Origin of the sequence: Rhizobium sp. NPDC090279, assembly GCF_044769665.1 — a bacterium.
Lineage (GTDB): Bacteria > Pseudomonadota > Alphaproteobacteria > Rhizobiales > Rhizobiaceae > Rhizobium.
On sequence record NZ_JBIVYI010000009.1, the window covers coordinates 294,412 to 321,389 of the forward strand.

General features: G+C 59.7%; 26 protein-coding genes and 1 tRNA gene. 8 read left to right on the plus strand and 19 right to left on the minus strand.

Annotation, left to right across the window (positions count from 1 at the left end; genetic code table 11):
* Positions 1–54 precede the first annotated feature (54 nt).
* Positions 55–711, plus strand: coding sequence for a dihydrofolate reductase family protein (locus tag ACIQWP_RS23425; RefSeq protein WP_402792784.1), 657 nt, complete (start codon positions 55–57; stop codon positions 709–711).
* A 44-nt stretch (positions 712–755) separates the two neighbouring features.
* Here the strand turns inward: ACIQWP_RS23425 and ACIQWP_RS23430 are convergent, their stop codons facing one another.
* Positions 756–1,646 carry a LysR family transcriptional regulator gene (locus ACIQWP_RS23430; RefSeq protein ID WP_402792786.1) on the minus strand — a complete coding sequence of 297 codons (891 nt, stop codon included), beginning with the start codon at positions 1,644–1,646 and terminating at the stop codon, positions 756–758.
* A 103-nt stretch (positions 1,647–1,749) separates the two neighbouring features.
* On the opposite strand from ACIQWP_RS23430, the gene ACIQWP_RS23435 reads away from it, so the two are divergent.
* Entirely contained in the window at positions 1,750–1,974 is a 225-nt protein-coding gene (locus tag ACIQWP_RS23435; RefSeq protein ID WP_402792788.1) for a DUF1127 domain-containing protein, read from the plus strand.
* Between the two features lie 77 nt (positions 1,975–2,051).
* Here the strand turns inward: ACIQWP_RS23435 and ACIQWP_RS23440 are convergent, their stop codons facing one another.
* Positions 2,052–4,229 (minus strand): TonB-dependent siderophore receptor, encoded by a 2,178-nt coding sequence (locus ACIQWP_RS23440; RefSeq protein ID WP_402792790.1) that lies wholly within the window; start codon positions 4,227–4,229, stop codon positions 2,052–2,054.
* Between the two features lie 320 nt (positions 4,230–4,549).
* On the opposite strand from ACIQWP_RS23440, the gene ACIQWP_RS23445 reads away from it, so the two are divergent.
* Both ACIQWP_RS23445 and ACIQWP_RS23450 read left to right on the plus strand, forming a co-directional pair.
* Complete coding sequence (locus ACIQWP_RS23445; protein ID WP_402792791.1) at positions 4,550–5,401, plus strand: D-alanyl-D-alanine carboxypeptidase family protein; 852 nt, start codon at positions 4,550–4,552, stop codon at positions 5,399–5,401.
* A 171-nt stretch (positions 5,402–5,572) separates the two neighbouring features.
* Entirely contained in the window at positions 5,573–6,676 is a 1,104-nt protein-coding gene (locus tag ACIQWP_RS23450) for an agmatine/peptidylarginine deiminase (RefSeq protein WP_402792792.1), read from the plus strand.
* A gap of 289 nt (positions 6,677–6,965) precedes the next feature.
* On the opposite strand, the gene ACIQWP_RS23455 is transcribed toward ACIQWP_RS23450, so the two are convergent.
* The 4 genes from ACIQWP_RS23455 to metG are packed head-to-tail and all read right to left on the minus strand — an operon-like array spanning position 6,966 to position 10,630.
* Positions 6,966–7,457, minus strand: coding sequence for a YbaK/EbsC family protein (locus ACIQWP_RS23455; protein ID WP_402792794.1), 492 nt, complete (start codon positions 7,455–7,457; stop codon positions 6,966–6,968).
* Positions 7,454–8,281: an MBL fold metallo-hydrolase gene (locus tag ACIQWP_RS23460; RefSeq protein ID WP_402792798.1), complete on the minus strand. Its 828-nt coding sequence runs from the start codon at positions 8,279–8,281 to the stop codon at positions 7,454–7,456. The genes ACIQWP_RS23455 and ACIQWP_RS23460 overlap by 4 nt, the downstream gene beginning before the upstream one ends.
* A gap of 4 nt (positions 8,282–8,285) precedes the next feature.
* On the minus strand, positions 8,286–9,068 hold the full coding sequence (locus ACIQWP_RS23465) for a TatD family hydrolase (RefSeq protein ID WP_402792800.1): 783 nt from the start codon (positions 9,066–9,068) through the stop codon (positions 8,286–8,288).
* Positions 9,069–9,076: 8 nt separating this feature from the next.
* Positions 9,077–10,630, minus strand: coding sequence for a methionine--tRNA ligase (metG, locus tag ACIQWP_RS23470; RefSeq protein WP_402792802.1), 1,554 nt, complete (start codon positions 10,628–10,630; stop codon positions 9,077–9,079).
* Positions 10,631–10,841: 211 nt separating this feature from the next.
* On the opposite strand from metG, the gene ACIQWP_RS23475 reads away from it, so the two are divergent.
* The gene (locus ACIQWP_RS23475; protein WP_402792804.1) at positions 10,842–11,681 is read left to right on the plus strand and encodes a sulfite exporter TauE/SafE family protein; all 840 of its coding nucleotides are present in this window, start codon (positions 10,842–10,844) and stop codon (positions 11,679–11,681) included.
* 90 nt (positions 11,682–11,771) lie between these two features.
* Here ACIQWP_RS23475 and ACIQWP_RS23480 read toward each other — a convergent pair whose 3' ends face one another.
* Positions 11,772–12,290 (minus strand): winged helix-turn-helix transcriptional regulator, encoded by a 519-nt coding sequence (locus ACIQWP_RS23480; protein ID WP_402792806.1) that lies wholly within the window; start codon positions 12,288–12,290, stop codon positions 11,772–11,774.
* 89 nt (positions 12,291–12,379) lie between these two features.
* On the opposite strand from ACIQWP_RS23480, the gene ACIQWP_RS23485 reads away from it, so the two are divergent.
* Complete coding sequence (locus ACIQWP_RS23485) at positions 12,380–13,021, plus strand: dihydrofolate reductase family protein (RefSeq protein ID WP_402792808.1); 642 nt, start codon at positions 12,380–12,382, stop codon at positions 13,019–13,021.
* 98 nt (positions 13,022–13,119) lie between these two features.
* Here ACIQWP_RS23485 and ACIQWP_RS23490 read toward each other — a convergent pair whose 3' ends face one another.
* The 8 genes from ACIQWP_RS23490 to ACIQWP_RS23525 form a co-directional block, all read right to left on the minus strand.
* Positions 13,120–14,151, minus strand: coding sequence for a DNA polymerase III subunit delta' (locus tag ACIQWP_RS23490; protein WP_402792810.1), 1,032 nt, complete (start codon positions 14,149–14,151; stop codon positions 13,120–13,122).
* Entirely contained in the window at positions 14,148–14,825 is a 678-nt protein-coding gene (tmk, locus tag ACIQWP_RS23495) for a dTMP kinase (protein ID WP_402792812.1), read from the minus strand. The genes ACIQWP_RS23490 and tmk overlap by 4 nt, the downstream gene beginning before the upstream one ends.
* A gap of 153 nt (positions 14,826–14,978) precedes the next feature.
* Positions 14,979–16,190, minus strand: a complete 1,212-nt coding sequence (locus ACIQWP_RS23500; protein WP_402792813.1) for a D-alanyl-D-alanine carboxypeptidase family protein — start codon at positions 16,188–16,190, stop codon at positions 14,979–14,981.
* Between the two features lie 70 nt (positions 16,191–16,260).
* Positions 16,261–17,430 (minus strand): septal ring lytic transglycosylase RlpA family protein, encoded by a 1,170-nt coding sequence (locus tag ACIQWP_RS23505; RefSeq protein ID WP_402792815.1) that lies wholly within the window; start codon positions 17,428–17,430, stop codon positions 16,261–16,263.
* A 332-nt stretch (positions 17,431–17,762) separates the two neighbouring features.
* A complete protein-coding gene (locus ACIQWP_RS23510; protein WP_402792817.1) occupies positions 17,763–18,266 on the minus strand; it encodes a GNAT family N-acetyltransferase in 504 nt (167 codons plus the stop codon).
* 79 nt (positions 18,267–18,345) lie between these two features.
* Complete coding sequence (locus tag ACIQWP_RS23515; protein ID WP_402792819.1) at positions 18,346–19,218, minus strand: sigma-70 family RNA polymerase sigma factor; 873 nt, start codon at positions 19,216–19,218, stop codon at positions 18,346–18,348.
* Positions 19,211–19,834, minus strand: a complete 624-nt coding sequence (locus tag ACIQWP_RS23520) for a flavodoxin family protein (protein ID WP_402792821.1) — start codon at positions 19,832–19,834, stop codon at positions 19,211–19,213. Before ACIQWP_RS23520 ends, ACIQWP_RS23515 begins: the two co-directional genes overlap by 8 nt.
* A 186-nt stretch (positions 19,835–20,020) precedes the next feature.
* On the minus strand, positions 20,021–20,998 hold the full coding sequence (locus ACIQWP_RS23525; RefSeq protein WP_402792823.1) for a GlxA family transcriptional regulator: 978 nt from the start codon (positions 20,996–20,998) through the stop codon (positions 20,021–20,023).
* Between the two features lie 107 nt (positions 20,999–21,105).
* Between ACIQWP_RS23525 and ACIQWP_RS23530 the strand changes: the two genes are divergently transcribed.
* On the plus strand, positions 21,106–21,747 hold the full coding sequence (locus ACIQWP_RS23530; RefSeq protein WP_402792825.1) for an HD domain-containing protein: 642 nt from the start codon (positions 21,106–21,108) through the stop codon (positions 21,745–21,747).
* Between the two features lie 391 nt (positions 21,748–22,138).
* On the opposite strand, the gene ACIQWP_RS23535 is transcribed toward ACIQWP_RS23530, so the two are convergent.
* Positions 22,139–22,228 (minus strand) — tRNA-Ser (locus ACIQWP_RS23535).
* A gap of 790 nt (positions 22,229–23,018) precedes the next feature.
* Here ACIQWP_RS23535 and ACIQWP_RS23540 point away from each other — a divergent pair.
* The gene (locus ACIQWP_RS23540) at positions 23,019–23,615 is read left to right on the plus strand and encodes a DNA-3-methyladenine glycosylase (protein WP_402792827.1); all 597 of its coding nucleotides are present in this window, start codon (positions 23,019–23,021) and stop codon (positions 23,613–23,615) included.
* A gap of 72 nt (positions 23,616–23,687) precedes the next feature.
* Here ACIQWP_RS23540 and ACIQWP_RS23545 read toward each other — a convergent pair whose 3' ends face one another.
* The 3 genes from ACIQWP_RS23545 to ACIQWP_RS23555 are packed head-to-tail and all read right to left on the minus strand — an operon-like array spanning position 23,688 to position 26,908.
* Positions 23,688–25,232, minus strand: a complete 1,545-nt coding sequence (locus ACIQWP_RS23545) for a DHA2 family efflux MFS transporter permease subunit (RefSeq protein ID WP_402792829.1) — start codon at positions 25,230–25,232, stop codon at positions 23,688–23,690.
* On the minus strand, positions 25,225–26,451 hold the full coding sequence (locus tag ACIQWP_RS23550; protein ID WP_402792831.1) for an HlyD family secretion protein: 1,227 nt from the start codon (positions 26,449–26,451) through the stop codon (positions 25,225–25,227). Before ACIQWP_RS23550 ends, ACIQWP_RS23545 begins: the two co-directional genes overlap by 8 nt.
* Entirely contained in the window at positions 26,444–26,908 is a 465-nt protein-coding gene (locus ACIQWP_RS23555) for a MarR family winged helix-turn-helix transcriptional regulator (protein WP_402792833.1), read from the minus strand. The genes ACIQWP_RS23550 and ACIQWP_RS23555 overlap by 8 nt, the downstream gene beginning before the upstream one ends.
* Positions 26,909–26,978 lie beyond the last annotated feature (70 nt).

The following is a 26,978-nucleotide window of genomic DNA, read 5'->3' on the forward strand; positions in this document are numbered from 1 at the left end:
GCATAGAATGCAGCGAGACGTCCTTCGGGCACTATGTCGGAAAAGGAGGACATTATGCGCAAGGTTATCGCAGCAACATTCGTCAGTCTCGACGGCGTCATGCAGGCACCGGGTGGCCCGGAGGAGGACCCGAGCGGCGGTTTCGAGCATGGCGGTTGGGTGTTCCCTCACTCGGACGAAGAGACCGGCAAACTACTCTTCCAACTGTTCGAAGAGCCGTTCGATCTGCTACTCGGACGCAAGACCTATGAGATTTTCGCCGCCTTTTGGCCCTATGTCGAGGGCGACAATCCGATTGCCAATAAATTCAACGGCGTCACCAAATATGTTGCGACGCGCGGCGATGACGCGTTGAAATGGAACAAGAGCCAATCTCTCGGCGAGGATGTTGTTGCGGCGATCAAGCAGTTGAAGGTGGGTGAGGGGCCTAATCTCCTCATTCAGGGCAGCGGCGACCTCATTCAGACCCTGCTTCGCCACGGACTGATCGACGAATTCAACCTGGTGATCTTTCCCGTTGTGCTGGGCGGCGGCAAGAAGCTGTTTGCAGGCGGCGCGGTGCCTGCGGCGATGAAACTGCTGCGCACCCAGTCGTCTCAGACCGGGGTCATCTTTGCGACCTATCAGCCGGACGGTGCGGTAAAGACGGGCTCCTTCGCTGCTCAGGACCCGTCCGAAGACGAGATCGAGCGCCGCAAGCAGCTCAGATAATCGGTCGGACCGGCGGCGAGGCGTCAATAGGTGCCCCGCCGCGGCTATGCCGCATGTTCCGGTGCTTCAAATTCACGCAGCGCTTTCATGATCTCACGAAGGCCCTTTGTGAGATGCTTGTCTCGGCGCAACACCATGCCGAGTTGCCGAATGAGCCTCGGTTTGAGCGGCGAGGTAACCAGCAGGTCCGACCTGTCGCGACGGAGCGCCATATCCGGGAGGATGGACCAGCCAAGGCCGGCGGCGACCAGCTCCTTGATGGCCTCGACGCTGCCGAATTCCATGGCCGGCTCGGGGCGAACTCCACCAGTCTCGAACCATTCGTCTGCGGCGCGTCGCGTGTTGCCGCCTTCGTAGAGCAGCAGCGTCTTGCCCCTCATGAATTCGACATCCGGTCCGCCGTCCGGCATCACGCTGCCCTTTGGTGCTACAGCCAGAAGTTCGTCCTGGTGGAATGGCTCGACCTCGAGGGAACGGCCGGTGGCGGGCAGGGCGACCACCGCAAGATCGAGCGCATTCGCCTCGAGATCGCGCAGGACCTCGGTGATATTGCCAACGCGGACGATGATCTCGAGATCGGGCATGCGCTTCTTCGCCATGGCGATGGCGCGGGGTAACAGATGGATGGAAGCCGTGCCGCCGCTGCCGATCCGCACCCGGCCGACCGATCCCTCGCGGAAAGGCGTCATCGCCTCCTCCGCCAAGGAGCACGCTTCGACGATGCGGCGCGCGTGCGCAAGCAGATCAAGCCCGGCCGGCGAGGGCTGTGCCCTCCGACCGACGCGCTCGATCAGCTTTACGCCGAGGCGCTGTTCCAGAAGCTTCACCTGCAGGCTGACCGCCGGTTGCGTCAGTCCGGCCTTGTCGGCCGCGGTCGTGAAACTGCCGAGATCGACGACGCTGAGGAAGGCGGCCAGTTGATCCAGATTGAGCAATAGAAGAATTCCTTATGGATTGCATAAAGATCATAAGCTTCATTCATTGCTAGCGCCAGTGCATCCTAAGGCCATGTTGATGCAAGCCTTGAGGAGCAGGAAGATGACCACCGATATAGACAGGCCGATGTTGGCGGCGCGAGGTTCTGGCGGAGCCGGACGAAGGCCGCGACTTCTGTGGACGGCACTGGTAAAATTTCACGCCTATCTCGAAAAGCGCGCAACAAGATGGAGCCTGCGCGAGCTGACCGACGAGCAGCTTCGCGATATCGGCATGACGCGCAGGGAAGCGCGAGCGGAAGTCAGCAAGTCATGGTTCTGGGACTAGGATGCTCAAAGGCGCCCGAGCCATTGGCCGGACGCCTTATGAAAGACGATGTTCCTGAAGATTTCAGGGAGCTAAGGCTACCAACGATATTTGAGCGAGGCGGTGACGTTGCGGCCTTGCCCCAAATAGCAGAAGCCGCTTTCGCACATCGCGTCGCGACGGTTTGCGATGTTCCGCACGTTTACAGCCGCAATCAGGCCGGCATAGTCCTTGTTCGCCGCACCGAAATCGTAGCTCATTCCGGCATCGACATAGAAGGTCGAGGCGTTCTCGGCGGTGTTGGCATTGTCGGTATAGCTTCTGCCGTTGTAGCGCAGACCGGCGCCGATGCTCAGTCCCGGCACAGCAGAGTCCTCGGCGAAGGCGTAGTTTGCCCATAGGGAAGCCACATGGCGCGGCCGCGCGGCGACTTCCTTGCCGGCATTGTCGCCTTCGGTGATTTCCGAGCGGCTCAGCGTATAGGTGGCGATCAGGTCAAGCCCGGAATCGAATGCCGTGCGCGCTTCCAGCTCCAGCCCCTTCGTCGTCACCTCGCCGAGCGACTGGTAGGTGAGCAACAGGGGATTGACCAGCTGTGGCCTGTTCTTCTCGACGAGATGATAGGCCGTCGCCGAGAGAAGAATGTTCGTGCCCGGCGGCTGGTATTTGACACCCGCTTCGAACTGTTCGCCTTTGGTCGGTTCCAGCACGCTTCCGGAGGCCGAGCGCTGCGTTACCGGGTCGAAGGACGTGGCGTAATTGGCAAAGGGCGCGATGCCGTTGTCGAACAGATAGAGCGCGCCGGCCTGGACCGAGGTTGCGCTGTTGGTCTCCGATTGATGGTCGCGAGTGCCGGCCGTCGGGTAGGTCGTGTCGAGAGTCTGCTTGACCCAGGTCTGGCGGGCGCCGAGCGTGAAGCGCCATTTGTCGAGCTCGATCTGATCGAGAGCGTAAATACCGGTCTGGTTGATATCCTTGTCCAAGAGCGAGAAATTATAGTCCGGCGTCGGTCCCGAGACGCCGTATCGCGGATTGGTGATGTCGAGATCATAGGCGGGATTGGGCACCCAATCGAGGCCGTAACCGAAGGACGACGTCAGGTAGGCATAGTCGAGCCCGAACAGCATGGTATGAGCAAGCGGACCGGTATCGAATTTCGCTTCAAGCTGATTGTCGATCTGGAAGATATGGGCATCGTCGCGCAGGGCCGTCGCGCCGCGATGGGCGATCGTGCCGGTCCAGCTTGCGACGCTGAGGTAGCGCGTACGCAGATCCATATGGGAGTATCGGATATGCTGCCGGAAGGTCAGGCCGTTGTCGAATTCGTGCTCAAAACGATAACCGATCTGCTGCTGGCGCACCTTCTGGTGATCGTAATCCGGATCGCTGGCACGAATGTCGAGGACGCGGCCATCCGGCGCGATGACGGCTCCTGGGCTGCCGTCGCTTTCGTCGGCCTGCAGCAACCCGTAAACGGTGAGGGAGGTCGCCGCATCCGGGCTCCAGCGCAATGAGGGCTGCAGCATGTAGCGATCGTCGGCGATGTCGAAATTGGTATCGCCATAACGCGCGAGGCCCGTCAGGCGGTAGAAGAGATGGTCGTCGCCCTGCTTGACCGGACCGCTGAAATCGAAGGTCGCCTGCACGCGATCCTTCGTTCCCCAGAGAATGCCGACTTCATGAAACGGCTGCTCGAGCGGCTCCTTCGAGACCTTGTTGATGATCCCGCCTGGGGAGCCGGAACCGTAGAGCACGGAGACAGGTCCCTTGACGACTTCGACGCGTTCCAGCGAATAGGGTTCTGTCGGGAAGTTGCCGTAGTTGACGTAATACTGGCGCAGGCCGTCGCGATAATCGCCGTTCAGCGACAGCACTTGGCCGCGTAGCATGATGACGTCGTAGCGCGGGTCGAAACCGGTCGAGGCGGTGGTGACCCCAGCCGTATAGCGCACGGCTTCCACGACGTTGCTGGCCGCTCGCTCCTCCAACTCCTTCTTGGTGATGACGGAGACGGAGCGGGGCGTCTCGATCAGCGGCGTGCTGACCTTGGTCGCGCCGCGACTGCGCTTCGCCGTCACCGTCTTGTCGTCGTCCTGCTCGGATTCCGCGCCCTCGACGATGATCGGCTCCAACCGCGTGGCGCTCTCTCCACCAGCCCCGCCATCCTGAGCGAAGGCGCTTCCCGACAGCGACAGGGCGAGAGCGAAAGCCGATGTGGCTGTGGCCAGACCCGAGGTTGGACGTCTTATGTCATTGATATCAAAGCCTGGCTTCATGCGAGATCCGCCTCTCTTTCTCAAGATCGCAACCGACGCGTGAGTGTTTAAAGGCGAAGCTCGTAATCGTCAACAATACATGAGTAAAATAATCATATTTTATGAGTTAGATGTTAAACCGGGATCGTAAGATCAGTATTTGGGCGAGGGCGGATAACAGCAGGCTGGGGACTATTTTCGGATAGTCCTTTTTTCATGGCATCGTTCTTCTTTCCGCCATAGATTTGCCCGATCCATTCCGCTCGAAAGCTGGTCGCTGGTTCATCTCGGTCGCGCCTGCTTGCTCCATCAAGAACACCAATAAAAGAGACTGCAAACCCATGCTCAAGACAACGTCCTTGCTGTTCGCCGCAGCGATCTCGACCTTATCGCTTCTCGGCGCAGCTTCGGTGGCGGAGGCCGGGCAGGCGAGCTATCTCGTGGATGCACATAGCGGTCAGGTGCTTGAAGCATCGAATGAAAACGAGCTGAATTATCCGGCCTCCCTCACCAAGATGATGACGCTTTATCTCGCTTTCGAGGCACTGCATGACGGTCGGCTGAAATGGGATCAGAAGCTGACCATGTCGGAAAATGCCGAGGGGAAGGAACCCTTCAAGCTGGCCGTCGGCGTTGGCCGAAAGGTGACCGTGCGCGAGGCCGTCGAGGGTATTGTCGTCTTGTCGGCCAATGACGCTGCCGTTGCCATCGGCGAGCAGCTTGGCGGCTCCGAGGACAGTTTCGGCAAGACGATGACCGCAAAGGCGCATCAGCTCGGCATGAGCAATACCGTCTTCAAGAATGCCTCCGGCCTGCCAGATCCGGAGCAGGTCACGACGGCGCATGACATGGCAATGCTCGGCGTCGCGCTGATGCGGGACTTTCCGGAGGAGTTCAAGCTCTTCTCGATGCGCGGCATCAAATTCCGCGGCATGAAGCTGCGCGGCCATAACAATCTGATGTATCGCTATGCCGGCGCCGACGGCATCAAGACCGGTTACACCGATGCCTCTGGTTATAATCTCGTCACCTCTGCGACCAAGAACGGACGCCGTGTCGTCGGCGTGGTCATGGGCGAGAAGACCGCCGAAATCCGCGACAACAAGATGGCGAGCCTTATGGATACCTACGTGCCCGCTGCGGCTGTAGCCACGGGGTCGGCCGCAACGGTCAAGCAGAGCACCACCAACTGATCGTCGTATTGAAGGTGAAGAAAATCGATTGCGGCATCGGGTCGAGAGCCTGCGGCCCGCGACGATTGTAAAGGCATGGGCGAGGGCGGTGCTCAACAGGCGTGCCTTGCATTGCCTGGAGATGCAAGAAGCGAGATACTCGAGATCATCATGGTCGGACAGGGTGTTAGGATGCCGATGACACGCCGCGCTTTGCTTCAATTGGCTGCTTTGGCTGGCGGACTCCCTGCTTTTTCTCGGGTTGCCGGTGCGAAGACGGCAGCACGCGGCGCCGGCTTCCGATATCCGGAAGAGACCGAGCCGCATGAGCGCACCTTCATGCAGTGGCCGAACAACCGGAAGGTTTATGACGACCCCGATTTCCTCTTCGATCTTCAAGGCACCATCGCGAGAATCGCCAACGCAATCGTCGATTTCGAACCTGTTGTGATGATGGCGTCGGCCGAGCATCACAAGGCGATCCGCAAGCGCATCTCCTCCAAGGTCGAGCTTTGGGATATCCCGACAGACGACCTCTGGTGCCGGGATTCAGGCCCTTCCTTTGTCGTCGATGGCAGAGGCGGCATTGCGGTGACGCAGTTCAACTTCAATGGCTGGGGCAACAAGCAGGTTCATGGCAATGACGGACAGATCGCTGCCCGCGTGGCCGAGCGGTTGGGCCTTCAGATTTTCGACTCGGGATTGGTCGGCGAGGCTGGCGGCGTGGAAACCGACGGCCACGGCACACTGATCGCGCACGAAAGCACCTTTGTTAATCCGAACCGCAACAAGGGGTCCAAGGCTGAGATCGAAGCGATGCTGCTGGAAACCATGGGGGCGAGGAAGATGATCTGGGCACCGGGGATCAAGGGTGCCGACATCACGGATTATCACATCGACGCTCTGGCGCGGTTCGTGAAGCCGGGCGTCGTCCTGATCCAGATGGGCGAGGAGGTTGCCCCCAATGATCCTTGGTCGGTTTCCGCCTTTCAGACACGCGATATCTTGGCCGAAGCGACCGATGCCGATGGCCAAAAGCTGGATCTCGTCGTCCTGCCGGAGCCTTCCGACATCCGTGTCGACACGGACGACTTCGTTTCGTCCTACGTCAACTACTATGTTTGCAATGGCGCCGTGATATCTGCCCAATTTGGCGACCATCAGGCCGATGAGAAGGCCAAGGCGATGCTGGCCAATCTATATCCGGGCCGTAAAATCGTGATGCTCGACATCGACAATGTGGGTCAGGTTGGCGGCGGCATTCATTGCGCGACGCATGAACAACCGAAAGTCTGACCTTGTGCATATAGGCCGAATGTCCGCAGGAGAGTTCTCAGGTGGTCGCTGTCGCACTTGGAAATAGAATGTACCCCCGGCAATACAAATATCAGATAAGATAGATTATGGAACTAAATCGGCTATAACTGTATCTGCGATAGCGATGTTTCTACTTTTATTTCAGATGGTTGGCGAGATTTCCGAGAGTTGATTTCAATCCCTCTTTGTGGTGTTCCTTGCTGATCCCCCCCAAAGGCACCTTCTCGCAAATGATGGTGACCAGCCGTGCCAGCTGCTTTCTCTGTTCTCAACTCGTCTTGATGCGGATCACCTTGGCGGCAATCTTCTCTGCCAGCGTCGTCGGATGGCAGGCGAAAATACTGTCCGGGCGTCCAGCCGCGCACCAGACACGATCATAGGCCAAAAGGCTCTCGTCCATGAAAACAGGCAGATCGACGAGATGGCCGATCGGCGCGACGCCGCCGATGGCAAAGCCGGTCTCATCACGAACGCGATCGATATCGGCGCGCTTCAATCGAACCCCATAAGCCGTTGCAATATATGCCGTATCGGCATTGTGGGCGCCAGAAACAAGAAGCAGCGTCAGTTCATGCGTATCGGCGTTGACGAAGACCAGCGATTTCACGATTTGGCCAACAGCGCATCCAACGGCCTTGGCGGCTTCTTCGGCCGTCCGCGTCGATTGCTCCATGCGCTTGATCGAGATGTCGAGTCCCAGCGTGCGCGCTGCAAGCTCGACGCGCTCCAGGCTGGAAAGCTTCCTGATATCTTCGCTCATAGATCGTCATCCTCCACGTCGAGTTCGATCTGCATCTGATCGTAGGCCGGCTCGACATGATCGGGCGTTTCAGCCTGCACGGTTTCATAATCGAGCGGCGTATGCATGTGGGTCAAGATGGCATGTTTCGGCGCCAAGCGTTCGATCCATTCGAGCGATTGCTCCAGCGACAGATGGCTTGGATGCGGCCGATATTGCAGGGCATCGATAATCAGGATGTCGAGATTTTGAACTTTACTGATAGATTCCGGCGGGAAATCACTGATATCGCTGCAATAAGCAAGCTTGCCGATGCGGAAGCCAAGCGAGTGGATATCGCCGTGCAGCTGCTTGTGCGGCCAGAAGCGGATCGGGCCGCCTGCCCCTTCGATCGTGAAACTTTTCTCGAGATTTTCTATGAGCACCGGCCGCACGATCGGCGGATAGCTGCTGCCGGGCGGCGTTTCCAGACAGTAACGGAAGCCCTCGCGAATGCGGTCCATGGTCGGCGGATCGGCGTAGATCGGGATGCGCTCGTTCGAGATATGGTAATAGCCACGCAGATCGTCGATGCCGTGAATATGATCGGCATGGGCATGGGTATAGAGCACCGCGTCGATGAAACTGACGCCGGCATGGATCATCTGCTCGCGGAAGTCAGGGCCGGTATCGATGACGACGGTGGTGATGCCGCCATCCGGCGCGATCTGCTCGATCAGGAAGGCTGCACGCGTACGTCGGTTCTTTGCGTTCTTGGGATCGCAGGCGCCCCAGTCGCCGGTGATGCGTGGAACGCCCGGCGACGATGAACAACCCAAAATGGTGAAGCGCCGCCGGTATGTCACGACGTCAGACCCTCGTCATCTTGGAAAAGCAGCGGAAGGCGTTCGCCGTGGTGATCTCGGCAGCCTCATCCATGCTGACGCCGATCGTATCGGCGAGCACCTCGGCCGTGTTGACGACATAGGACGGTTCGTTGCGCTTGCCGCGCCAACGCTTCGGCGCAAGATACGGTGCATCGGTCTCGACCAGCAGCCGGTCGCGCGGGATCGTCCTGGCGATCTCGCGCAGCTCTTCCGACTTCGGGAAGGTCAGGATGCCGGAGAACGAGATGTAGCCTCCAAGCTCGACGCCGGTCTGGGCAAGGGCAGGGCCTGCGGAAAAGCAATGCAGGATGAAGGGGAAAGCCCCCTTCCCCATCTCTTCCGTTAGGATCGCGGCCATGTCTTCGTCGGCGCTGCGGCTGTGGATGACCAGCGGCAGTTTCGTTTCGCGGGCAGCCGCGATATGGCGGAGGAAGCCGGTCTTCTGATCTTCCGGCTTGACGGTATCGTAGAAGTAATCAAGCCCCGCCTCGCCGATCGCGACGATCTTGTCGTGCCGGTTTGCCAACCGCACGAGATCTTCCGTCTGGATATCAAGCTCCTGGTCGGCACTGTTCGGATGCGTGCCGACCGAGCAGAAAACCGAAGGATAGCGCTCGGTGAGCGCTAGCAGCCCGTCAAGTTTTCGGACCCTGGTCGAGATGGTCACCATCTGCTTGACGCCCATCTCGTGAGCGCGCGCGACGATCGCGTCGCGCTCCTCCTCGAAATCGGCAAAATCCAGGTGGCAATGCGTATCGATCAGCATGGAAAACCTTATTCGGCGGTCGGCGCGACATAGCGCGGGAAGACCGGTTTCGGCGCTTCCAGCGGCGTTCCGGCAACGAGGCGACCTGCCTCGCCGAGGGCCGCGAAATCGCGCTTGTCGGCAGGGATTGCAATGAGATCCAGGAGCTTAGCCGAGGATTCCGGCATGAAAGGCTGCAGCAGAATACCGATCTGGCGCACGACATCGGCCGTGACGTAGAGCACGGTCGCCATGCGGGCCGGGTCGGTCTTCTTCAGCGCCCAGGGCTCCTGGCTCGCGAAATAGCGGTCCGTTTCGGAAACCACGGCGATAATGGACGCCAGAGCGCGGTGAATGAGCTGCTTGCCCATGTCGTCGCGGGTGGAAGCCAGCAACGCGTCGGCCTGCGCGAGAAGCGCCTTGTCCTCGTCGGTCAATGCTCCGCACTCGGGGATCTGTCCGTTGCAGTTCTTGACGATCATCGACAGCGAGCGGCTGGCGAGATTGCCGATGCCGTTGGCGAGATCGGAATTGATGCGGGTGCCGATCGCCTCTTCGCTGTAGCTGCCGTCCTGGCCGAAGGAGACTTCGCGCAGGAAGAAATAGCGCACCTGGTCGAGGCCGAAATGGTTCACCAGGTTGACCGGGTCGACGACGTTGCCGAGCGACTTCGACATCTTCTCGCCCTTGTTGAGCAGGAAGCCGTGGGCATAGACGCGCTTCGGCAGCGGCAGTTTCGCCGACATCAGGAAGGCCGGCCAGTAGACGGCGTGGAAACGGATGATGTCCTTGCCGATGACATGCAGATCGGCCGGCCAGTATTTTGCCCGCGGATTGTTCCGGTCTTCGATGTAGCCGGTCGCGGTGATGTAGTTCGTCAGCGCGTCGACCCAGACATACATGACGTGCGCCGGGTCATTCGGCACCTTGATGCCCCAGTCGAAGGTCGTGCGCGAAACCGAAAGATCCTTCAGGCCGGATTTGACGAAGGAGATGACTTCGTTGCGGCGTTCGGCCGGGCCGATGAAATCGGGATTTTCCTCGTAATGCTTGAGCAGCTTGTCCTGGTATTCGGACAGCTTGAAGAAATAGCTTTCCTCCTGCACCCATTCGACCGGCGTGCCCTGCGGTCCGTAGCGCACGCCATCGGCGCGCAGTTCGGTTTCGTTTTCCTGATAGTAGGCCTCGTCGCGCACCGAATACCAGCCGGCATAGGAATCCTTGTAGATGTCGCCGGCATCGGCCATCAGGTTCCAGATGTTCTGAGATGTCTCGTGGTGACGCGGCTGGGTGGTGCGGATGAAATCGTCGTTGGACGCATTCAGCAGCTTGCCCATCGCCTGGAATTCGTCCGAGTTGCGGTCGGCGAGCTGCTGCGGTTCCATGCCTTCGGCCCGAGCCGTCTGCTGCATCTTCTGGCCATGCTCGTCCGTACCTGTCAGAAAGAAGACGTCGCGGCCATCGAGGCGCTGGAATCGCGCCAGCGCGTCGGTCGCGATCAGCTCGTAGGCATGGCCGATATGCGGCTTGCCGTTGGGATAGGCGATCGCGGTGGTGATGTAGAACGGAGTTTTTTCGGTCATGTGAGGCAGTGGCCCGTTTTTTACTGTTACGTCGCTGTTATTCTTGCTCCGCTCGCTTTAGCGCATGTTTGCAGGGAGCGAAACACCAAGTTTCGCGCCCGCAGCATTCGGAACTTCGGGATGGCGCTTTGCTTGACTCGACTCCGCCTCGCCTTTACCCCTTCGGGAGAGTGGAGCGCAGGACGGGCATGGCTGTGAAATTCATCGTTTTATGTATTGGTCTGCCCAACGGCTTCAAGAGGCCGTGAATTTGAGTTTGATCAATTCCTTTCAGCCGCTTTATTCCTTTTCCGGCTTCTTCGTCGGCATGCTGGTGGGCATTACCGGGGTCGGCGGCGGCTCGCTGATGACGCCCCTGCTCGTGCTTCTCTTCGGCGTCCATCCGGCAACGGCTGTCGGCACCGACCTGCTCTATGCGGCGATCACCAAGACGGCGGGAACAGCCGTCCACGGCATGCACGGGCGGGTTAATTGGAAGGTCGTCAGCCTTCTGGCTTCGGGCAGCGTTCCGGCGGCGCTTGCCATGCTCTGGATCATGGCCGGCGTCAATCGCGAGAGCCCCGCCGTTGCCCATGCCATCACTCTGTCACTGGGCTGTCTGCTGCTTCTGACCTCGCTCATGCTGATTTTCCGTGGTCAAATTCTGGATGCGATCCGTAAATGGCGTGGCGAGCGAGGGACGCTGGCGCCGCGCACCATCGCGCTGCTGACGGTCGCTCTCGGCCTCATACTCGGCATTCTCGTCACGATGACATCCGTTGGTGCCGGCGCGCTCGGTGTCACCGTGCTGCTCGTTCTCTACCCGCAGACGGATGTGCGCGAAATCGTCGGCTCGGACATCGTCCACGCTGTACCGCTGACCCTGATCGGCGGCATGGGCTATTGGTTCATCGGCGAGATCAACTGGACGATGCTGTTCGCTTTGCTGGTAGGATCGATCCCGGGGATCGTCGCCGGCAGTCTGCTGGCGCCTCGCCTGCACGAACGCTCCGTGCGCATCATCCTCGCCGTCACCTTGGCCGTCGTGGCCTGGAAGCTGATTTTCCCATAGAGCGACAGGTGCCACCAACTGGTTTGATGAACGGATGGGCGTCATTGCACCAAACCGAAGCATCCCCGTTGTCGCCGGCACAAGGCAATCTCACTCTTTGCGTTCCATTCTTGCGCGGACCTCGAGAAAGGCGCTGGTAAGGCGTATTAAGACAGGTGATGTGACACTCCCATTTGCGCCGCCGATCGGGTCCGCAATGTGAATGTTTCTAAGATCGTTCATGAAGTCGTGCCAAAGGGCCGGTCCACCATCCTCGAGAAGTTCAGCGCGGATGCTCAAGTCTTCGCTGACCGGCAGATGCCGTCGGCCCCAGGCGCCGATCACAGCGATCATCGGCACAAGCTGAATCGCCGGTTCTGTCAGGCTGTAAATCGCCTTCTGGCTGTGCGTGGGATCGTCCAATTTGGTGACCAGGCCGAGCGAGACGAGACGTTTCAGGCGCGCGGCAAGTATGTTGGAGGCGATCCCTTCCTCGGACCGATTGAGCAACTCGCGAAAATGCCTACGATTGCCGAACATGATGTCCCGGATGATAATCAGACTCCAGCGGTCCCCCAGCACCTCCATAGTCAGGTTGATCGGACACCCCGACCGCCTCTCGATATCCATATTCGCTTTCCTTGGTGAACCAATTGCAATGTAGGATCAGCCATGTTAACACACAACCAGTTGCAAATTGCAATTGGATGGAGGAAATCATGTCGAAAGTGCGCGTGGCGGGATTCTCGCTTTCGGTCGATGGCTTTGGAGCTGGCCCGGAGCAAAGCCTGAACGACCCCCTGGGCAAGCGTGGACCGGAATTGTTTGAGTGGTTTTTCCCGACCCAGACATTCCAGGCGATGTTCGGTAGAGATGGCGAAACCGAGGGCGCCGACGCGACATATGCGTCATCCGCAATGTCCGGCTTTGGCGCTTACATCCTCGGGCGCAACATGTTCGGCCCCATTCGCGGCGAATGGCCCGATGAAAACTGGAAGGGCTGGTGGGGCGACAATCCGCCCTATCATCAGCCAACCTTCATCCTTACCAATTACGCCCGCGAGCCCATTGTCATGGAGGGCGGCACGACCTTCTATTTCGTCACTGGAGGTATCGAGGAGGCGCTTGCGCGGGCCAAGGCCGCCGCCGGTGACAAGGATGTGAAGATTGGCGGCGGCGTAAGCACTGTGCGCCAATATGTTCAGGCGGGCCTGGTCGACGAGATACATTTTGCCATTTCGCCAGTCATGCTCGGGAGAGGCGAAGCGATGTTCGCCGGTATCGACCTGCCCTCGCTCGGGTTTCAGCTCGCTGAGCGGGATGCGACCGGGAAAGCTACTCACATCGTTTTGAAGAAATGAGGTCAGCGGCGTCTCTCGCGGGGGCGCCGTTGAACGGCAGTTCCACGCCCGCCGGTGCGGGTTTAAAATCGCGAACACCCGGATGAGGTGTCGTGACTCTACGCAGAAAGCTGCTGCTTGAGTTCGCCGAGAATAGCGATGAGCGTCTGCTTGCGATCGAGATTATAAGCCTGCGACACGTTCAGCCGCTCTGTGGTCTCGGAGTGCAGCCGGGCCAGTCTTTCAGCTGTGCCCATGGAACCGCCAAGCGCGGCAGTCCTTGCGCGCTCGATAATATCGTCGCCGATATGCGACAGGAAGAAGCCGAAGATCGTGTCGCTGTCCTTACCGGAAAGCGCGTCGGCGAGGCGGTGCATCGCCTTTCGGGCCGCAGGCCCATCGGCCGAAAGCACCTGCCGATAAGCTTCGATGATTTCGCCACCGCCATAATTCAGAAGCTTGAGCGCCTCGCTGACGCTGCCCTTGGCTGTAGAAAGTAGTTCGCTCCCCTTCCCGGCTGGCACACCCAGATTTTCAAGCGCCATGCGCAAGGCGTCATCTCCGAGTGGAGCGAGCTTCAAAGGCAGGCAGCGCGAGCGAATTGTTGGCAGAAGCCGGCCCGGCGCGTGCGACAGGACGAGGAACAGTGCGCGCTTCGGCGGTTCCTCGAGTATCTTCAAAATGGCGTTGGCCGCGCTGCGGTTGAGATCGTCGGCAGGATCGATGACGACGATCCGCCAATTGCCCGTGCCCGATGTCTGCGAGAAGAATTTTCCGGCGCGTCGCACTTCATCCACGGTGATTGCGGATTTCACCTTGCCTGTCTTGTCATCGACCGGTCGGCTCAAGTGCAGCAGATTGTGCGATGCCCCGCCGGAAATCTGCCGGCTGACGACCGATGCCGGGTCAGGATCGCCGATCGACTCCGGCGCGGAGGCAGGATCAGGATGGGAGAGGACATGATTGGCGAAGCGAAAGGCGAGCGTCGCCTTGCCGATACCTTCAGGCCCTTCGATCAGCATGGCATGGTGGCCCTTGCCGGAGCGATAGGATTGCGCAAGGAAGGCTTCCGCCTCCTCATGGCCGAAGAGCTTCACATTGTCCTGCGGAGGGATCGCGCCATCGAGAACGCCCGGCCGTTCGTCGCTCATTGCGCGGCTTCCGTTCCAGCGGTGATATTGACAGCGCCGAGTCGCTTGTCGATGATCCCGGCAATTTCCGCGGCGATCTCGTCTTCCGATCGCTGCGCGTCGACGACGTGACAACGCTCGGGTTCTCGGGCGGCGATATCGAGGAACGCCTCGCGGCGCTTCTCGTGGGTCTGCATCTCTTCCTTCTCGAAGCGATCGGGCGCGGCGACGGCCGAGGCGCGTTTGCGGGCGCGCTCCAGACCGACTGTGGCCGGAATGTCGAGAATGAGCGTGCAGTGCGGGACGACGCCGTTGACCGCAACTCGTTGCAGAGCCTCGATATAATCAGGCTCGAGATTACCCGTCACGCCTTGATAGACGCGCGAGGAATCCATGAAACGATCGCAAAGGACGATGGTGCCGCGAGCCAGTGCCGGGCGAATGACATCCTCGACGTGATCGTTGCGGGCCGCGGCAAAGAGAATGGCCTCCATGCGCGTGCCGAACATTTCCGCGGCGCCGGAAAGCAGGACGTGACGCACCGCCTCGGCGCCCGGCGAGCCGCCGGGTTCGCGCGTCACCAGAACCTCATGACCTCGCTCGCGCAATCGCTCGGCCAGGCGACGGATCTGGGTGGATTTGCCAGCCCCCTCGCCGCCTTCGAAGCTTACGAATAATCCGTTTGCGTCAGCCAATGATCATGTCCTGCACTTTTCGCGTGCCATCCGTTTGGTATGCGATCCGCATTCTGTTTAACCCAAGACATGCCCGGGTGAAACCGTGCATGTCCCGGTGTCCGCCATTCTATATGGGGTGTGAACAGAGATTTCGCGAGCTTTCTGGCCCATTCAGGTCGGCAGGGGCCTGTCCCACAGCCAGGAAAACAGCAGCGATTCGGTCAATTCCATGAAGGCATCGAAAGCGCGGCGCCCCAACGTGCCCTGCCCGACCGATTCTCTTGTATAGAGCGGCAGCTCGCGCACCATGCGCGCGCCCAGGAACACGCGAAGGGTTCCCGCTTCGTAGCCCGCCGCCACCGGCGCTGTCAGCGGCCAACGATAGACGATGCGCGCGGACAGCCGATCCGGCGTCTCGATCGGAACGTAGACATCGACGGGTATCTTCGCCTGCAGGCCGACGGTGGAGGCGGCGCCGCCATAGATGCTGGCATCACCGATCACCTCGCCATCGGCGAAGATGCGCTGGCTCTTGAAATTGCCGAGGCCCCATTCGAGGACACGCCTCGTCTCCTCGATGCGGTCCTTGTCGCTCTTCAGGCCGCCAAGCGCCAGGAACAGCCGGCGGCCGTCCCGCTGAATGGAGGCTACGATCGAAAAGCCCTCGCCTTCGGCAAAACCGAGCCCCAGACCATCGACGCCGATATTGAGCAGGAGCATTGGGTTCTTGTTGCGCTGATAGATCTTGTTCCAGGTGAAGTCGGCCTGCCCGAAATATTTGTAGAGATCGGGGTGCTTCTCCTGCAGATCCTGCGCCAGCATCACCATCTCCCGAGCAGAGACTTTGCCGCCGGCATTGGGATCGTTCGCATCGGGCAGACCGGTAGAATTGGTGAAGGTAGACCGAGACATGCCGATCTCCTTCGCACGTGCCGTCATGCGCCGCGCGAATTCGCGCTCACTAACGGACATGCCTTCCGCCAGAACGATGCAAGCGTCATTCGCCTGCTGGACGGCAATGCCCTGGAGCAGATCGCCGACGCGTATGCGCGATTTCAATGCAGCGAACATGGTCGATGCCCGCGAAGGCGCTCCGCCTGTCCGCCAGGCGTTTTCCGAGACGGGATACTCGGTATCGAGATTGATCTCCCCTCGCCCGATCGCATCGAACACGACATCGAGCGTCATCAGTTTCGCAAGCGACGCCGGCGAAATCAGCTGATCTTCGTTCTTGGCAAGCAGAATAGTGCCGGTCGATGCCTCGATCATGAACGCCTGCGCGGCTTTCGTGTCGAAAGCGCCTGGGGTCGCCGGCTGCGCAAGCGCCGCGACATTGCCGATCCCGAGAAGGAAAAGGAACAAAAGAATCAAGCGCTTTGGCATATCGTCCCCTTAATCCGACCACCGACACGATTATTTTAGTGACGGGTTAAGATTCAGGCAATGACGCGGATCAATCGACCTGCGTCGTACCTTGATGCTGGCGGCGATAGGACGAAAGGATCGATTCCTGTGTGAGTCCGTCATTGCGAACCATGACGGCATCGAAAGCAAGATCGACGTAAACGGTCTTGACGGGAGCCTCCTGATAGGCAGCCACGGTCGAGCTCTGGAATTGGTCCTTCGAGTTTGCAAGACGAGGAGAGAAATCCGGCCGCTCGCGAGGAATCGGTCCGATCTGCGGCAGGACGATCATCACCGGCTCAGCCGACTGAACGGCCGGCATCGGGCCGCCGTTCCAGGTCATTGGCGGTGGGTTGTTGCGCTTGTCGCCGCCGTTATAGGCAGCCTTCGGCGCATCGGCGAAAGCGGTGGCCGAATAGGGAGACTGACGGGGGATTGGCGCAATCGCCGGCGCGAGATCGAAGTTGCGCTGCTGACGGCTGGCATGGAGAGGAGTATCCGATTCCGGCAGCTGATCGGCGGTCATCCGACCGGCCGAAGCAACCATCACGCCTGTTGCGATCTGGCCGCCGGGATTGATGCTTGGCAGGCGCGAGCCCTTGGGAATGTAGGATGCCATCAGATAGGGGTCGTCGTGGCCGTCCATGCGGGCGCGGCCGACATATTGCACACGCACATCGCCGGTACCGCTATGCTGAAGATCGAGCAGCTGCGCGGTCTTGTTGGAAAGGTCGATGATGCGGCCGGGATGGTAGGGACCGCGATCGTTGACGCGAACGATGATGGACGATCCCGTTTCGACATTGGTGACGCGGGCATAGCTCGGCAGCGGGAAGGTCGGATGCGCAGCGGTCAGCGACTGTTGGTCGTAAACCTCGCCGTTGGCGGTCAGGCGGCCGTGAAATGCCGAGCCATACCAGGAGGCGATACCGACCTTGTTATAACCGTAGTCTTCCTTCGGATAATACCACTTGCCCTTCACCTGATAGGGATTGCCGACCATGAACCGGCCGCCGCCCTTCGGCACGGGACCATTGTTGACGACGCGAGGGCTTGCCTTCACGCCGTATTCCTTTTCGGAAAAATATTCCTTGCCGTGCTGGCGCGTCGAGGCAACCTTCTGAGACGTTCCGCAGGCCGTGATGGTTGCGCACATCAGTGAGAGAGCAAACCAACGCATACCCGTTGCGCATGTCATCGCACGATTTTCGTATTTCATCTGTCCCAAGCCGCTACTCATTACTTTGACGGAGGTCTGCTACCGGTACGTCCCTCATTCCGGTATCCTGCTACGCTCCAACCACCTAACGGTGCTTTAAACATGATTGCAGTTTGTCCATTTTGCGATGCAAATTGAGCGCACCGAAGAAATTCTGAAGATCATGGTTAATGGTGAGTAAAGCGGCATTGGCTGCAAGTAGTGGCAATCACGGTATGCCCGCTCGGGTTATGGCTTGCCAGCGGATCATCATCAGTCGTTCCGGATTGCGACAGATGCGATCGGTTGGAGATTGTGCTGGGATTGCTGTGGACAGGTTCGGAGCAGTTGATTCAGGCGCCTGTATCAAGACGCATCAATATTTCGTCGTGATAGATATCGCCGATCCTTAAAGCCTCCGTGTCGACGGCCCAGGCCCTGAAGCCGAGGGATTCATACAGGCGAATGGCGGCCGCGTTGGAGGATACGACGCTGAGCCGTATTGAGCGGCAGGTGCTTGTTGCCTCGTCCAGCGCTGCGATCATCAGCAAGCGTGACAGACCGGTTCCTCGTCCCTGTGGGCGCACATACATCCCCCAGATGGAGGCGATATGGCGCATCTTCGCACCTTTCGACCGCCCAACCGCGACGACGCCAACCAGCGTGCCGTCATCGGCAAAGCCGCCAATCACCGCGTTGTTTTCGATCCTGTCGCCGATCTGGGTCAGCGAATAGTCCAATTCTTCCTGGTGGGACGCACCAAAGGCTTCCGGATGGCGGGCCAAGCCTTCCAGGCGAATCTCCCTGAATGTCGACGCGTCGTCGCGCTGCAGACGACGTATGCTGAAGCGGTGCATGACCATCCTCTTTGCTGGAGCACTATCTCGACGCGGAGAAGAAGCGGGTTTCGCATCTTCCTCTTCGCATCGTCAACCATCAATGCGGCAAGGCGCTGATAACGTGCCGCAGCTTGTCCGGATTGCGAGTGCAATAGATGGCGACGACCTTTGTCTGCTCGATGTACAGCGCGGTCGTCTGAACCACGTTACCGCCCTCTATCGTGACGAAGCCGGGCAAGCCGTCGATGATCGCATAGTGGATCAATTGCGAGGGCTGCGCGCGGAAAATTCGCGCCAGCTGTTCATGGAGCAGCATGGTGGCAGAAAGGCCGACATGTGGCCGCTGCGATGTCGGCACCTTGCCGCCGCCATCGGCATAAACAACGACATCCTCGGAAAGCAGGGCTCGAAGAGAGGCCATGTCTCCCGTTCTCGACGCGGTGAAGAAGGCCGTGGCAAGCTTGAGCCCCTGCTCCCTACCAACGGCGAAACGTGGCCGGGCTTCGGCGACATGCGCCCTCGCCCGGCTTGCAAGCTTGCGGCAGGCGGCCGCCTCGCGACCGATCGCCGAGGAGACGTCGTCGAAATCCATGCCGAACACGTCATGCAGGAGAAAGGCGGCACGCTCCAGCGGCGAAAGACGCTCCAGCGCCAGCATCAACGGCATGGTGATATCGTCGGCGCCGTCGTCGTCTTCCGGATCGAAGATCGGCTCGGGCAGCCAGGAGCCCACATAGGACTCCCGGCGACGGCGTGCCGATTTCAGCTCATTGAGGCAAAGCCTGGTAACGATGGTTCGAAGGAAGGCCGCCGGTTGGCAAACGGTGGCACGGTCGGTCGCCAGCCAGCGCATCCAGGTATCCTGCACGACGTCCTCTGCATCCGCGACCGACCCGAGCATCCTGTAGGCAAGCCTGACCAGGCGCGGACGCAGCTCCGAGAAGATCGGGTCTGAAGGCGTTTCACCCATGGTCAGCAAGCTCGCGTGGAAACGGACTGACCTCGCGACCGCGGACGAGCTGCAGCGTTGCCAGCGCCACGCGACGCCCGAGATGGCGGGCAGTGGCAAGATCGGATGCGGGTGGCGCTGTTTCCGGGCCTTCATCCGTGTTCGCCTGCGCCGCGGCGCCGAGCCAGAAGCCGAGACGGTTCATGTCCTCTTCCGAGCCTGTTGACGAGCAGTTCGCTGGCGGTAGATCGAGACCGACCCAATGCATTCCGTGTTGCGCGGCGAAGATCACCATTTGCATCAGCGTCGAAAGCTTGTCGCCCGACCGCGACCCTGAAGTGGTGAAACCGGCCGCGATCTTGTCCTTCCAGAGGTAGCCTCTGCCGAGAACGGCATTCGACGTCGCCTCCTGGAAGGCTTTGAACGGTGCGGAAACCGCGCCCATATAGGTTGGCGATCCAAAAATGATCGCCTGGGCGGCATTGAGATCGCCCCAGTGGCGCTCCACCTTGTCCACGGTCAATAGCATGGCCTCCGTACCGTCGACCTCGTCGATCCCTGCCTTGACGGCCTCGGCCTGTCGGCCCGTATGTCCATAGCCGCTATGATACACGATTGCGATGCGCTGGCGGATCATTGTCATCTCCTTCGAAAATGGTGTTGCGAAGGACAAGACAAGACGGCAATTCCCAATGTGACATGCCCGTCGTTTTTCTTCCATATCAATGGACGGGCTTTGTAAGCGAAGTCGACGGGTTGAGACCGACGTCTACCCCATAGCCCGCCAGCTTCGTCTGGGAAGGAACGGCTGGAACACAAGATCTCAGCGCTTGATGCTGGCGAAACGCTTGCGATATTCTGCTGGCGTCACGCCGACATGCCGCGCAAATGCCCGCCTGAACGTATTTGCGTCGGCGAAACCGCAATGCACAGCAACCTGCTTGGGCGCTTCATTGCCTTGTTCGAGAAGCCGCCGCGCAGCGTTGACGCGCGCCTCCTCCACCCACGTCGCGGGCGTTATTCCAATCTCGTTGCGGAACAGACGCGCGAAATGACGCGGACTGAGGTCCATGCGCTTGGCAAGGCTTGTCACACTGTGATCGAGCGCGGGGTTTGAAGCGATCCAGCGTTGAATTTCCTGGAGAGCGGCGCGCCCCGCCGGCATCGCCTCGCCCTTTCGGCTAAATTGCAGCTGCCCGCCGGGGCGCTTGAAGAACATGACGAGCTGGCTTGCCACACGGATTGCGATGTCGTGGCCCAGATCCTCCTCGACCAGCGCTAGTGCCAGATCCAGCCCCGCGGTGACTCCCGCAGCCGTTCGCACCGGCCCGTCGCTGACATGAATCGCGTCCTCCTCCACCGTTACCAGTGGGAATTGTTCGGCAAGCCGGTCGGCAACGGCCCAGTGAGTGGTGATGCGCCGTCCATCGAGTAACCCCGCTCGTGCCAGAAAGAAAGCGCCGCTACAAACGGAACCGTAGCGGCGTATCGCTGGAACTCGATACCGCAGCCACGCGACCATCCGCCGATCTGTTGGCGCATCGGCGGCGTTGGGGCACCCCGCGATAAGCAGCGTATCGATAGGCTCGCCAAGGTCTTCCTCGATGTTCCAATTCGACAATAACCGCGCGCCCGAGGAACTGCGGATCGGACCCGGCTCGCTTGCCGCGATGCTCAACCGATAGACATTTCGGCCCGCCTGCGCGTTCGCTTCGGAGAAGACGTCCAAAGGACCGGATACATCGAGAAGTTGCACGCCCGGCAGCGCCACCATCACGATCGTTTTCGTCTCCACGCGCATTCGTGTCTGCTCCGGTCTGAATTTGTCTGTATTTGATATATTATGCCTATAGAAGCCAAAATGGCCTGCTTCTACCTTGCTTACAAGTGCAAACCTAGGAGCAAGGCATGTCCAAAATCATCGAAGCCGCTGCCATCCCCGACAGCAAACTGGCGCGCGCCGTCACCGAGTTCATCCGCGACACCGAGACCGAGCTGCTTTTTAACCATTCCAGCCGTGTTTATCATTTCGGCGCGATTGCAGGCATAAAGCGCGGCCTGCAGTTTGATCGCGAGCTGCTCTATGCCGGCGCGATGTTCCACGACATCGGCCTCATGCCCAGCTGCAGCAGCAAGGACGAGCGCTTCGAGGTCGACGGCGCGCATGCCGCGCGCGACTTCCTGCGCAGCCACGGCATCTCGGAAGAGGACGCCTATATCGTGTGGACCGCGATCGCACTCCACACCACGCCGGGCGTGCCCCAACATATGCATCCTGTCGTCGCCCTGGTTACCGCCGGTGTGGAAATGGACGTTCTCGGTCTGACCTACGACCAGTATTCCCAAGCCGACCGCGAGGCGGTTGTCAAAGCGTTCCCACGCACGCCAAAGTTCAAGGAGGACATCATTCAGGCCTTCTACGACGGCATCAAGCACAAGCCGGACACGACCTTCGGCAACGTAAAGGCCGATGTCATTGCCGACAAGGAACCGCATTTTCACCGCGGCAACTTTTGCAGCGTCATTCGCTGCTCGCATTGGCACGGATGAGGGCGGAAATAGATCAATAAGACCGAGCCGTTTCGCTACGTCATCGATACAATCAACGTGCGGCCTCGGCGTCAATTTCACGTGATGAAACCTTCACCCTGACCGGCGTGTTCGAACGCTTCCACGAGTTCGCGGAAAATCGCGATCGGGGTGCAAGAAAATCGCTACTTATGGCCGACGGTCGTCCATCGTGTGCAATATCCGAGCGTAGTCTCGAAAAGGAAGAAAACCAACATCAGTGGCGCGGATTCTGCCACCTCTCGTCGCAAGACTGGCTGCAACACATATGCAGTTGCAGCATTGTTGCAGGTAATTGTTGACAATGTTGCAGATTGGCCCCGATCAGCGCCGGTCATGTCAACGAAAATTGCCAAACACTATCATATGGTTGTGGCGGAAGAGGTGGGATTCGAACCCACGGTACGGTTTCCCGCACGCCGGTTTTCAAGACCGGTTCCTTAAACCACTCGGACACTCTTCCATCTATTTGATATTGAAGAGTTTTATTCTCCAATATCCGGTGTTGCAGCCGTGGCCATGCGACGCAGTTTGCAACTATTTCCGCTTCCGATCTGCGCTTATAGCGACTTGCAACGCCGCGTCAACTTATTCGGTAGCGCCAGTCCGGATTGCCGGCGTGCTGTACGAATGGATGAGCACGGGAAATGCATCCGCGGACACGGCTACCCAAGCCTCGATCATGGTGTTGATAGCGTGATGAAAAGCGGAGGGCCTGGATTGTGAATCCGCATCTCCTTCGGAGAAGCACCAAGCCATTCGGATGACGCCTGCCCAAGGCGGCCAAAATAAGGGGGTCCGGCCAACTTAAGTGGCCGAACCCCCTTCGCCAGGTCAGGGGTCAAATCTGACTGAAGCAGGCTAATGATAAGCGAAGCTTAGTGTTTGTCAATTATCATCGGATGAGACCACCGACCTCTCCATTTGGGCAGGCTAAAGCCGTTGGCAAATACCCTATCCGCTTCTTCACCCTCCCCCTTACTCAGCTCTTCGACAAGAAGAGAGTAATTTAGATCAATAGGTTGCGAGGTCTTGTTAAAAAAGAAATTGGCAGCAGATTTCATAATCTGCCGCAATCCGGCGGAATGAATGCCGCGTCAGGTGCCATCGATCGGATAGAGTATCCTGAAAATCAGTGATGCCGAGGCCAATTACCTGGTGTGTCTTCACCGAAATTTGTAGGAAAGAACCTCGAAACTGTCGCGCCTTCTTCGAAGGCTCGGCATCAACCAATCTGGATATCACCCATACCGATGACAGTTGACGATCATTCCCAGCCTCTCGGTGCCAGGCCGCTTGCCGGCCCTGCCCTTGCCACCTTCTTCAGCCGGGACGCCGTCATAGTCGCCTCCGACCTGATCGGAGCATATCTGACAGTCGCGGGCGTCGGCGGGCGTATCGTCGAGACGGAGGCCTATCGGCCGGACGACGCGGCGTCCCATGCCTATAACGGGCCGACGCCGCGCAATGCGGCCATGTTCGGGCCGGCCGGACATGTCTATATCTACCGGTCCTATGGTATTCACTGGTGCCTGAACTTTGTCTGTGTCGGCGCGAGCGCCGTGCTCATCCGGGCGCTGGAGCCGGGGGACGGCATCGAGGAGATGATCCGGCGGCGAGGCCTTGCCGATATCGTCTCGCTCTGCAACGGGCCGGGAAAGCTCTCACAGGCCCTGGCCGTCGATATCGGCCTCAATGGCCGTTCACTGGACGCGGCGCCGTTTTCGATTTCGCTTGCGGAACCGGTGCCGGTTGTGACGGACAAGCGCATCGGCATCACGAAGAACGTCGATCCGTTCTGGCGTTTCGGCGCTGCCGGCTCGCGCTTCGTCAGCCGCCGTTTTAGGTGATCGAAAAAATGGCCGCCGGGGTGGCGCCCGGCGGCCATGAAGCCACGCAGTGAAACTGGAAAGGCTGCGTGTCTATTCCATTGCGACGCTATGGTCGACCGCCGGCGGTGCCTTCGGCTTGCGCAGGAGCACCAGCAGCGGCATGGCGCAGATCGACATCAGCATCAGCAGCTTGAAATCGTCTATGTAGGCGATGATCGTTGCCTGCGTCGTGATCATGCCGTCGAGCGTGGCCCTGCCGACTGCCGTAAGGGGGCTGAGGCCTTGCGCCGCCGTCGCGTCGAAATGGCGGTTGAACGGTGTCACATAGGCGGCGATGTTGGCGTGATTGACCTGCGTGTTCTCGGTAATCAGCATCGAAACGACAGAGATGCCGACGCTGGAGCCGATATTTCGCGAGAGGTTGTAGAGGCCCGTTCCCTCGCCGCGCATCTGTGCCGGCAGCGTCGCGAAAGCGATCGTCGTCAGCGGCACGAAGAGGAAGCCCAAGCCCGCCCCCTGGACGAAGCCGACTGATATCAACGTCCATTGCGAAACATTCGGTGTCCAGCCCGTCATGTCGTACATAGCCCAGGCCGTCAGCGCGAGGCCGATGAACAGCAGCCAGCGCGTATCCACCTTGCCGATCAGGCGTCCCACCAGGAACATGCAGAACATCGTGCCAAGGCCGCGCGGTCCCATGACGATACCGGCTGTTACGACTGGATAGCCCATCAATGTCTGCAGGTAGGGCGTCATCAGCGCCAGCGAAGCCAGATAGGTCACGCCGACGATGAAGATGAACAGGATGCTGACGGCAAAGTTCTGGTCCATGAAGAGTCGCGGATTGACGAAACTTCGCTCGGCCGTGAACATGTGCACGATGAAGAGATAGAAGGCGCTGACGCAGACGAGTGCCTCGATGATGATCTCGGTCGAATAGAACCAGTCCAGCTGCTCGCCACGGTCGAGGAAAAGCTGCAGACCGGCAATCGCGATCGAGAGCATGCTGAAACCGAACCAGTCGAGCTTGGCGAATGCATCGAGCTTCGTCTCCGTCACGTAGACGACGATGCCGAAGAAGGCGAGCGCGCCGATCGGCACGTTGATGTAGAACACCCAGCGCCAGCTGATATTGTCGGTCAGCCAGCCGCCGATCACAGGCCCTAGCACGGGGCCGACCATGACCGAGACGCCGAACAGCGCCATGGCGCGGCCACGCTCCTCGACACTGTAGATGTCGAGCAGGATGCCCTGCGACAGCGGCACGAGCGCCGCGCCGAACAGGCCCTGCAGCAGGCGGAAGCCGACGATCTGTATCAATGACTCCGACAGGCCGCAGAGGACCGAGGCGGCGACGAAGCCGGCGATCGCCACCAGCAGCACGCGCTTGCGGCCGAACTTGGCCGAAAGGAAGCCCGAGGGCGGCGTCATGATCGCCGCCGCGACAATATAGGAGGTCAGGACCCAGTTGATCTGGTCGGAGCTGGCCGAGACGTCGCCCTGAATGTGTGGCAGCGCGACGTTGGCGATGGTCGTATCCAGCGCCTGCATGATAACGGACAGGATGACGCAGGCGGTGATCGCGCCGCGATTGGCGACGGGCGCTACGGGCGAAGCTGTGGTGGTGTTACTCATGATCCTGACCGCGGGAATGGCCCAGCAGGTTGGTGATGAAGTCCGGTAGTCCGCGGGCGTGGCCGGTGTCGACGTCTGCGACGACGCTCATCCCGACGCGCAGCGGCGGCTTGCCGGCCGTGTCGTCGATATTGATGATCATCGGTATGCGCTGCACGACCTTGACCCAGTTGCCGGTGGTGTTCTGTGCCGGTAGCAGCGAGAAGCTGGAGCCGGATGCAGGCGCGATGCTGGCGACCGTTCCCTTCCAGATTACGCCGGGATAGGCATCGACCGAGATGTCGACCTTCTGGCCGGGCCGCACATAGGTGAGCTCGGTTTCCTTCGGGCTGGCGCTGATCCACATATGCGTGGTGGAAACCAGCGAAAAGCCCTGCTGCGCCGCCGTCAGGTACGCGCCGACCTGCAGAGAGGGGACATTGGCCGTGACGCCATCGAAGGGAGCCTTAACGACGGTATCGTCAAGTTCGCGCTGCGCATTGTCGACAGCGGCCTTGGCCTGCAGATAGAGCGGGTTCTGTTCGGCGGGCAGGTCGGCGGTGCCCTCGCCGCCCAACTGGGCGAGCGTGGCGGCAGCCGTGGCCTGTGCGACCAATACCTTCTGCTGCGCGGCTTCGAGATTATGCCTGGCCTGGTCGAGAGCCGCCTTGGAAGCAACCGAATTGGTAATCAGGTTTTGCTGGCGATCGAATTCGGTCTGATAGTAGGGAAGATCGGCTTGCGCCTGGGTAATCTCCGCCAGGGATTGCTTGTAGCTCGCCTGCAGGTTCAGGATCTGGTTTCTGGCATTGCCGAGCTGCGCCTGAGCGCCTTCGAGCGCGATCCGGAACGAATCGGGCTTCAGGCGGAAGAGCACCTGCCCTTTCTTCACGGTTTCGTTTTCGTGCACGTCGACCGAGATCACCGTACCGGAGACATCCGTGGAAACACCGACCATGTCGGCCTGGATATAGGCATTGTCCGTGGACATGATCTGTCCGCCGGTGACGTAGTAGTAGCCACCGATGACGAGGGCGACTGGAAGCAGCGCAAACAGGACCGGTCGCGTCAGGCTGCGGCGTTTGCGCGGCGCCTCGGGTGGTGCTGCAGGTGCGGGGGTTGCGGTCGTGGAAGGCTGTGCTGCCGGGTTGGAGGATGGAGCCTCGGCGACAGGAGCTTGATTTTGTTCAGCGGAGTTTGCGTTCGCGGGTACGCGAAGCGAAGAGGATACGTCAGCCATGTTCTATCTCTTTGTCAACTGCCTTTGAACGGCAGGCGCTAAGCAGGTTCGATTTCATAATGGTAAGCAATTCGTAGAGCAGCTCGTGATCGTCCTGGGAGGTTCCTTCGAGCGCTTCCTTGCGTGTCTGGTCGCCAATGCTGCGCATCGATTCCATCAACGGGCGTGCCTCTTCGCGCATGTAGAGAAGCCAGCTTCGCCGATCGCTCGGATGTTGCCGGCGCTCCACCAGGCCGCGATCGCTCAGCTTGTCGAGGATGCGAACGAGCGTGATCGGCTCGATCTCCAGTATCTCCGCAAGACCGGCCTGATGGATGCCTTCATTGTTTGCAAGATAGGCGAGCGTCTGCCACTGCGAGCGCGTCAGGCCCAAATCTTTCGCGCGCTGCTCGAAGCGCTTGCGAAGAAGCCGGGCAACGTCATGGAGGAGAAAACCGAGGGTAGGCGATAAACTCATAGTATAAAGAGCCTGCTATTCATAAGCAACCTTATAATTATCGCTACGTATAGTAAGCGTCCATGTGATA

What these genes read in the sequence shown, in the direction of transcription:
- ACIQWP_RS23425 (WP_402792784.1), top strand. Translation starts at nt 55, where the DNA reads ATGCGCAAGGTTATCGCAGCAACATTCGTCAGTCTCGACGGCGTCATG.
- ACIQWP_RS23435 (WP_402792788.1), top strand. Translation starts at nt 1,750, where the DNA reads ATGACCACCGATATAGACAGGCCGATGTTGGCGGCGCGAGGTTCTGGC.
- ACIQWP_RS23440 (WP_402792790.1), bottom strand. Translation starts at nt 4,229, where the DNA reads ATGAAGCCAGGCTTTGATATCAATGACATAAGACGTCCAACCTCGGGT.
- ACIQWP_RS23445 (WP_402792791.1), top strand. Translation starts at nt 4,550, where the DNA reads ATGCTCAAGACAACGTCCTTGCTGTTCGCCGCAGCGATCTCGACCTTA.
- ACIQWP_RS23450 (WP_402792792.1), top strand. Translation starts at nt 5,573, where the DNA reads ATGCCGATGACACGCCGCGCTTTGCTTCAATTGGCTGCTTTGGCTGGC.
- ACIQWP_RS23455 (WP_402792794.1), bottom strand. Translation starts at nt 7,457, where the DNA reads ATGAGCGAAGATATCAGGAAGCTTTCCAGCCTGGAGCGCGTCGAGCTT.
- ACIQWP_RS23465 (WP_402792800.1), bottom strand. Translation starts at nt 9,068, where the DNA reads ATGCTGATCGATACGCATTGCCACCTGGATTTTGCCGATTTCGAGGAG.
- metG (WP_402792802.1), bottom strand. Translation starts at nt 10,630, where the DNA reads ATGACCGAAAAAACTCCGTTCTACATCACCACCGCGATCGCCTATCCC.
- ACIQWP_RS23475 (WP_402792804.1), top strand. Translation starts at nt 10,842, where the DNA reads ATGTATTGGTCTGCCCAACGGCTTCAAGAGGCCGTGAATTTGAGTTTG.
- ACIQWP_RS23480 (WP_402792806.1), bottom strand. Translation starts at nt 12,290, where the DNA reads ATGGATATCGAGAGGCGGTCGGGGTGTCCGATCAACCTGACTATGGAG.
- ACIQWP_RS23485 (WP_402792808.1), top strand. Translation starts at nt 12,380, where the DNA reads ATGTCGAAAGTGCGCGTGGCGGGATTCTCGCTTTCGGTCGATGGCTTT.
- ACIQWP_RS23490 (WP_402792810.1), bottom strand. Translation starts at nt 14,151, where the DNA reads ATGAGCGACGAACGGCCGGGCGTTCTCGATGGCGCGATCCCTCCGCAG.
- ACIQWP_RS23500 (WP_402792813.1), bottom strand. Translation starts at nt 16,190, where the DNA reads ATGCCAAAGCGCTTGATTCTTTTGTTCCTTTTCCTTCTCGGGATCGGC.
- ACIQWP_RS23505 (WP_402792815.1), bottom strand. Translation starts at nt 17,430, where the DNA reads ATGAAATACGAAAATCGTGCGATGACATGCGCAACGGGTATGCGTTGG.
- ACIQWP_RS23510 (WP_402792817.1), bottom strand. Translation starts at nt 18,266, where the DNA reads ATGCACCGCTTCAGCATACGTCGTCTGCAGCGCGACGACGCGTCGACA.
- ACIQWP_RS23515 (WP_402792819.1), bottom strand. Translation starts at nt 19,218, where the DNA reads ATGGGTGAAACGCCTTCAGACCCGATCTTCTCGGAGCTGCGTCCGCGC.
- ACIQWP_RS23520 (WP_402792821.1), bottom strand. Translation starts at nt 19,834, where the DNA reads ATGATCCGCCAGCGCATCGCAATCGTGTATCATAGCGGCTATGGACAT.
- ACIQWP_RS23525 (WP_402792823.1), bottom strand. Translation starts at nt 20,998, where the DNA reads ATGCGCGTGGAGACGAAAACGATCGTGATGGTGGCGCTGCCGGGCGTG.
- ACIQWP_RS23530 (WP_402792825.1), top strand. Translation starts at nt 21,106, where the DNA reads ATGTCCAAAATCATCGAAGCCGCTGCCATCCCCGACAGCAAACTGGCG.
- ACIQWP_RS23540 (WP_402792827.1), top strand. Translation starts at nt 23,019, where the DNA reads ATGACAGTTGACGATCATTCCCAGCCTCTCGGTGCCAGGCCGCTTGCC.
- ACIQWP_RS23545 (WP_402792829.1), bottom strand. Translation starts at nt 25,232, where the DNA reads ATGAGTAACACCACCACAGCTTCGCCCGTAGCGCCCGTCGCCAATCGC.
- ACIQWP_RS23550 (WP_402792831.1), bottom strand. Translation starts at nt 26,451, where the DNA reads ATGGCTGACGTATCCTCTTCGCTTCGCGTACCCGCGAACGCAAACTCC.
- ACIQWP_RS23555 (WP_402792833.1), bottom strand. Translation starts at nt 26,908, where the DNA reads ATGAGTTTATCGCCTACCCTCGGTTTTCTCCTCCATGACGTTGCCCGG.